Source organism: Acaryochloris sp. IP29b_bin.137, from assembly GCF_028285745.1.
GTDB lineage: Bacteria > Cyanobacteriota > Cyanobacteriia > Thermosynechococcales > Thermosynechococcaceae > Acaryochloris.
The window spans coordinates 1-3,002 of the sequence record NZ_JANQOP010000319.1; the positions used below are offsets into that span (position 1 = coordinate 1).

The window sequence follows — 3,002 nt, forward strand, 5'->3', positions numbered from 1 at the left end:
CGGTAACCGCATTCGTGCCTTTTTTCTTAGCGATTCCAATCGTCATCGCAGGCTGGGTGATAAATTCCCCTTGAGCCTGACTGCTGGGGTCTGGATAGGAATTGGCAATATCCCAATCTTGTCGATAGTGAATTCGCGATACCGTGGTGCGATCGCCAAAATCATCCACGATCGTCGCTACATCTTTGAGGTAGATGGGTCGGGGATGGCCCTGATCTGTGGCAGTACCAAAGCCCACCATAATCTCCCCTACATCTGCGGCAGACTGAAACAGATTGCCCCCTTCTAAAAATAGGCGGGTTCCTCCAACAGACACATCGCCCGTGGGCAGTTGAACATTCTCCACTTGGAGTTGTTGGCTAATCTGAGCAGGGGAGAGGCGATAACTAGCCAGTTTATCGGGGTCCAAGTCCACCCGAATGGCACGGGGTTGCCCACCCACCATCGTCAAATTGGCCGTGTCTGGAATACTGCGTAAATCATTGAGGAGTCGCTCTCCTACCCGTCGGAGTTGGTTATCGGTATAGCCTTGTCCTGTCAAGGTCAGGGTCACGATGGGGACATCATCGATAATCACAGGTTTGACGAGATAGGACGCGCCAGGGGGGAGTAAATCTTGATGATTGTAAAGATGATTTTGCAGTTTGAAGAGAGAATCTTCCCAGTTTTCCCCCACAAAATACTGCACGGTAATTTTGGCCCCTGAGTTTTGGGAGACGGAATAGAGATGTTCCACCCCTGTAAGTTCTCGCAACTTCGCCTCTATCGGGTTAGTGACAATATTCTCGACCACCTCTGCAGGTGCCCCCGGATAGGACAGGATAACCTCAGCAGCAGGAACGACAATTTGAGGGTTCTCTTCCTGCGGGGTAAAGACGGCTGCTCCGACTCCAAACAAAACTAAGGCAGCAATGAGCAAAATCGTCACTTGAGAATTGATAAAGTAAGCCGTAATCCGACCGACAAGGCTCAATTTAGAAGTTGGATCAACAGCAGAGGAGTAGGACATAACAAAGAGGGACTGAAATGCAATCCATTTTATAAATTATATAACTATATATTCAATTAGTTATATAAAGGGTATTATGGGGATGGGATAGTAGTGAGTTGGCTCTAAACTGGCTCTTTTTTTAAGCGGGTAATCTTGTTATGTCAACTTTAGCCAGTGGAACGGCTTATAAGTGCTATCAAACTATCAACTGATATTCCAACATTTGAAGACTAGTAGAGAAGGGTAGTGCCTCAAAAGTAAGGATGTTTAAAAGTGTCTTTACCAAAGCTTTCCAGCGTTTAGGGTAGATACTATTGTCCCGAAGCATCCTCACAAAACCGTATACCTTGTCCTCAATGCATTTAGGAATCTGGGTCCTAGTATTTGATATGTGTAGAGACTAAGATTGAATAACTCGGGGGAGTTTGGTGAAAGCGCTGATAATAATACGTTTTAGCGATCCTTACTTTTGGGGCACTACCCACTCGTTTATTCAGACCAATCATTGCTTGCCCTGTTGAAGAGTCTTGGTTCAACCCGTAGGACCTTAACCAATACATTGAGACGACAATTTATTCCAGCTATTTATGCCGAAAGCTTGAGATTCTCCAGCCATTTTCTAGGACCAATATCTTTGCGAATCTCTCGCCAAATCTGAGTGGCGGCTAAAGCCCCATCCCCTGCTGCGACTACCACTTGATTCAGGCCAACCTTTAAATCTCCGATCGCAAAAATCCGAGGATGGGAGGTGCGACCCAATTTATCAGTGACTAAGTTACCGCCTTTCATCTCTAAGCTCAATTCCTGAAGATAGGTGTTGTGATAGCGAGCCCCCATTGAGATTAGCCCCGTTTCCAATTCAATGGCTGAACCGTTCACCAACTCTACACCCGTCATTTGGTGGTTCTCACCTAAAAATTTCTGGATGGGGGTTTCTACCAAACGATATCCATACTCTTGTAATTGGCTGCGCATCTGGCCGCTCACCTCAAATAGGCCGTGGGTAAAGATGGTGATTTTGGGCGTAAACCAACTGAGGTTGAACACCATTTCTTCAATGCTGGCTTCACTACCTGCAAAGAAGCCACAAAGTTTGTCGGTCATTTCATAGCCATCACAAACCATACAGACATGGATGTTGTACCCCGCATAGTCATAAACATTTTGCATATTTTCCAAGGGCAACAGATGATCAATAATGCCGCTGGCGACAATTAGATATTTAGAATAGAACTTGACGTTGCGACTGTTTTGACGACCCACCTTAACTTGGATCTCAAAGATGTTCTCTGCGTCAGTGACCTCTTCAACATAACCATCGAGGAAATCTCCCGCCAAGGAGTCATAGTGTTTTTTCCCCTGTTGCAGCAGTTTTCGACCGGACGTATCCGGTGGCAGTCCCAAATAGTTGTGTAATGACTGCATCCAGGATGAACGAGCCTTACCTTTGTCAATAATCAGACTGGAGAGGCGAAATCGCTGTAGATAGATTCCTGCAGATAGGCCGCCTGCCCCACCCCCCACGATAATGACATCATAGAGATGGTCTAAACGTTGTTCAAGGTTGGTTTTATTGAGCTTCATCGGTCTCTTTAGTTATGAGTGCAATCGGACTAAGGATAAGGAACGGAGTTAAAGGGATGTGGTTAGCTCTTGCATCAACTCAGCGACGGGAATGATCTGCTGAGCACGTCCGGCATTGGATCCAGCAAAAATTAAGCCATTTTCGACATCGCCCTGAGAAGCCCTATCTAATGCCCTCGCAATGCAGTAGGTCTCTTGGGTATCTCGACAGCGGCAAACATGCAAACAACTGGTCAGACAACGCTTTTCTAAATCAGGGGAATTGGCTATTGCTCGTTCAGCAAAAGAATTTCGCAACGCTCGTCCCGGCATACCTACGGGACTAGGCACTATAGCAATTGAGGAGCTAGTTAGGACAAAATAGGACCATGTCTTTTCTGCCTATTTCAATGCCCGCCCCCTATAGCAATGACTTCCGACAAAAAGC

The 3,002-nt window shown here is 46.3% G+C and carries 3 protein-coding genes; all 3 read right to left on the bottom strand.

Translation table 11 applies throughout. The features are described from left to right. The coding region (locus Q0991_RS21915; protein WP_299492581.1) for an efflux RND transporter permease subunit at nt 1-1,009 on the bottom strand (1,009 nt) is incomplete at its 3' end. A 567-nt stretch (nt 1,010-1,576) separates the two neighbouring features. Further along, entirely contained in the window at nt 1,577-2,575 is a 999-nt protein-coding gene (locus tag Q0991_RS21920) for an NAD(P)/FAD-dependent oxidoreductase (protein WP_299492582.1), read from the bottom strand. Nucleotides 2,576-2,623: 48 nt separating this feature from the next. After that, nucleotides 2,624-2,905 carry a nitronate monooxygenase gene (locus Q0991_RS21925; RefSeq protein ID WP_299492584.1) on the bottom strand — a complete coding sequence of 94 codons (282 nt, stop codon included), beginning with the start codon at nt 2,903-2,905 and terminating at the stop codon, nt 2,624-2,626. Between the last annotated feature and the right edge of the window lie 97 nt (nt 2,906-3,002).